This is a genomic window from Pantoea sp. R102, assembly GCF_004916815.1.
GTDB classification, from domain to species: domain Bacteria; phylum Pseudomonadota; class Gammaproteobacteria; order Enterobacterales; family Enterobacteriaceae; genus Pantoea; species Pantoea dispersa.
Genome location: NZ_SDFT01000295.1, coordinates 1 through 3,070 on the forward strand (window position 1 = coordinate 1; position 3,070 = coordinate 3,070).

Below are 3,070 nucleotides of genomic sequence, written 5' to 3' on the forward strand. Positions count from 1 at the left end.
CGGGAAGATCACGATGCCGATGCTGAGCGAGACGTGCAGCGAGTAGCGATCCAGCTCAAACGATGCATCAATGCTGTGCACCAGCCGCTGCGCCAGCGCTTCAGCCTGGGTTGCCGCGTACTGCGGACACAGCATGACAAACTCATCGCCGCCGAGGCGCGCCAGCAAAATGTCCGCATCCAGCTGGGTGCGCAGCCGTTCCGCCACGGCGACCAGTAAACGATCGCCGACGTGATGCCCCCAGGTGTCGTTCACCGCTTTGAAGCCGTCGAGATCCATAAACATCAGGGCAAAGGGCTGGTCATACAGCGTCGCCTGTTTGATTTGCGTGCTGAGCTGCTGGTCCAGCATGACGCGATTGGGCAGTGCGGTGAGAGTATCGTGCAGCGCCAGCTGGCGCAGCTCGCTGTTGGCGCGCCGCAGCCGGGCGGCAAGACGCGCCGCGCGCAGCTGGGCGTCCAGCATCGAGATCAGCAGCGTCAGACCGAGAATGGTGAGCGTGATGATAGTCACCCACACCGCCAGCCCCTCCTGTCCCATGCCGTGGTGCTGCATGCTGCCGGGCGCGCTGAACTGCGCGGCCGCCATGCCGGTGTAGTGCATGCCGGCAATCGCTACCCCCATCGCCAGCGCCGCGCAGGCGCGCATCAGCAGCAGGCTCTCGCCGTGGCGCAGGTGAAACGCCAGCCACAGCGCAGCACCGGATGCGCCGTAGGCAATCAGTACCGACAGTGCCACCAGGCGCAAATCCCAGTGAATGGCGGGTTCAATCAGCAGCGCCAGCATGCCGAGATAGTGCATGGCAACCACGCCGCTGCCGAGGATCACCGTGCCGCGCAGCAGCCGGCGGCGCGTCAGATGGCTGCCCTGCAGGCCCTGCGCAAAGGCGAAGATGCTGGTGAGAATCGCCAGCAGCAGCGAGAAGGCGGTGAGCGGAATGTCATAGCGCATGGTCATCGGCATCATCATCGCCAGCATGCCAATGAAGTGCATCGCCCAGATGCCAATGCCCATCGCCGTACCGCCGGCCACCAGCCACAGTTTCGCCAGCAGGCCACGCGACACGGCGACGCGCCCGGCGGTATCCAGCGCCGTAAACGCCGCGATAAACGCCACAATCAGCGAAACGGCAACCAGAACGCTATCCCAGGTAACCAGCAACATGTGCGCTCCTCAACTCAACCCGCGGCGGCGCAGGTGCGGTATCGTCAATTAACAACAGAAAAAGTGAAAACATCAATGTGAGGCAGGTAATGACCACCAGCGATGCGGCAACACAAAAACAGATCCATTAATAACTGGAGGTATTGCACGGCTATTTTTTATTCTCATCGTCTGTCGCGGCCGGGAAAAGTAATGATATCTGATTAATGCATGAACATAGCATTGAACCTGAAGTCGCGGTAGAGGGGGGAATCACTTGCCGTTTGGTTTTTTTAACGGCCCGCCAGCCCTTGTTATGACTGCATTACCGGGGAAAAGGAGAAATTGATTAGCGAAAATTCTCCGGTCCGTTGTACAAGCGGTAAAAGGGTGTTCTATAGTAAATAAAACTGATATAAATCACTAACTCAGCCTTTAAGAATTTTCTTAGGTGGCAGGGCATTAGATTAGTTTGCCGATCGCGGCGTCTTGTTATTTACGGGTTCGTTTCATTAATAAATCACCAGGCGAAAAAGCACTGACATTAGATAATCAGTAAGGATTGATTATGAAACTCAAGCTTTTTCTTTTGGCTACCAGCCTGAGCGCCGCGCTCGCCCCTGCAACGGTTTTTGCTGCCACCACAACGGGAACCATCAATGCCACATTGACGCTCACCACCGGCTGTCTGGTGAACGGTCAGTCCGCCACCAGCGGGGTTAACTTCGGTACCCTGAACTTCGGTAGCAGCGCTGCAACCTTTGATACCTTAAACGCCACCCTGGTAGGCGCATCCGGGAACGGCATTTTTGTCCGCTGCACCACAGGCCAAACCTTTAATGTGCAGGTCACCAGCAGTAATCCGGCACCGGCCACCATTTACGGTACGGTGAGCGGCCAGCCGCGTTACCTGATCCTCGGCTCCAACAATACGCAGGGCATTGCTTACACGCTGTACAGCGACGCCGCGTTTACCACCGCCATCGCCAACAACACCAATATTGCCGCCAGCGGCACCACCGATCCGACGCTCGGCACCAACTATGCCATTTATGGTCGGGTGGTCGGCGGCGGCTTTAACCCACTGATTCCGGCCGGTACCTACACCGATACTATTAACGTGGCGGTGAACTACTGACGCCAGCGGTGGGGTAAGAAGGATGGTCTGGCTGCTGCGTGCTGGCAGCCTGGCCCTGCTGATAGGGAGCGTCCCGGCCTGGAGTTTGCCGACGGCCACCTTCCAGGTCTCTGCGTCAGTGGTGGCAGGCTGCGTGATCTCCGGTACCAATACCGGCGTGTTTGGCACGCTGAATTTTGGCACCCAGTCGGGCGTGGCGAGCAGCAGCGTCAGTGCCAGCTACGTGCAAAGCACCACCCTCACCCTCGCCTGCACGCCGGGTACCGCCCTCAGCATGAGTATCAATGGCGGCAGCAATTACACCAGCAGCCGCAATCTCAAACACACCAGTAACACCGATACCGTGGCGTACAGCCTGTATACCAACGCAGCGCACACCACGGCGATTCCGGTTAACTCGCCGGTGGCGCTGAGTTACAGCAACGCCAATAACATCGTGCTGCCGATTTATGGCCTGTTAACCCTGCCCGGCCCGACGCGCGCCGGGACCTATACCGATACGTTAACCGTCACCCTGAGCTGGTGACGGCAGCATAAAAAGGATGAATGATGATGAGCCTGCGCGCCCTGCTTCTATGGTTTCTTCTGGCCCTGTCGCCCGCCAGTTTCGCCGCCAACTCGCTGATGATCTGGCCGATCGATCCCGCCATCAATCCGCAGGAAAAAGCCAGCGAACTGTGGCTGGAGAATCGCGGTAACGCCACCACCATCATGCAGGTGCGCATCTTCAACTGGCAGCAGATTGACGGCCAGGAACAGTATCAAACGCAGCAGCAGGTGGTCGCCAGC

Annotated in this window: 3 protein-coding genes and 1 pseudogene; 3 read left to right on the forward strand and 1 reads right to left on the reverse strand. The window is 58.4% G+C overall.

The features are described 5' to 3' along the window. Nucleotides 1-1,164, reverse strand: a 1,164-nt coding sequence (locus ERD80_RS22030) for an MHYT domain-containing protein (protein WP_136548561.1), incomplete at its 3' end; no start/stop codon positions are given. Nucleotides 1,165-1,711: 547 nt separating this feature from the next. Between ERD80_RS22030 and ERD80_RS22035 the strand changes: the two genes are divergently transcribed. From ERD80_RS22035 to ERD80_RS22045, 3 genes and pseudogenes are all read left to right on the forward strand, one after another. Continuing rightward, nucleotides 1,712-2,281 carry a spore coat protein U domain-containing protein gene (locus tag ERD80_RS22035; protein WP_021509578.1) on the forward strand — a complete coding sequence of 190 codons (570 nt, stop codon included), beginning with the start codon at nucleotides 1,712-1,714 and terminating at the stop codon, nucleotides 2,279-2,281. A gap of 22 nt (nucleotides 2,282-2,303) precedes the next feature. After that, complete coding sequence (locus ERD80_RS22040) at nucleotides 2,304-2,807, forward strand: spore coat U domain-containing protein (RefSeq protein ID WP_021509579.1); 504 nt, start codon at nucleotides 2,304-2,306, stop codon at nucleotides 2,805-2,807. Nucleotides 2,808-2,833: 26 nt separating this feature from the next. Beyond that, nucleotides 2,834-3,070 (forward strand): annotated as a pseudogene (locus tag ERD80_RS22045) (molecular chaperone); the annotation flags it as partial.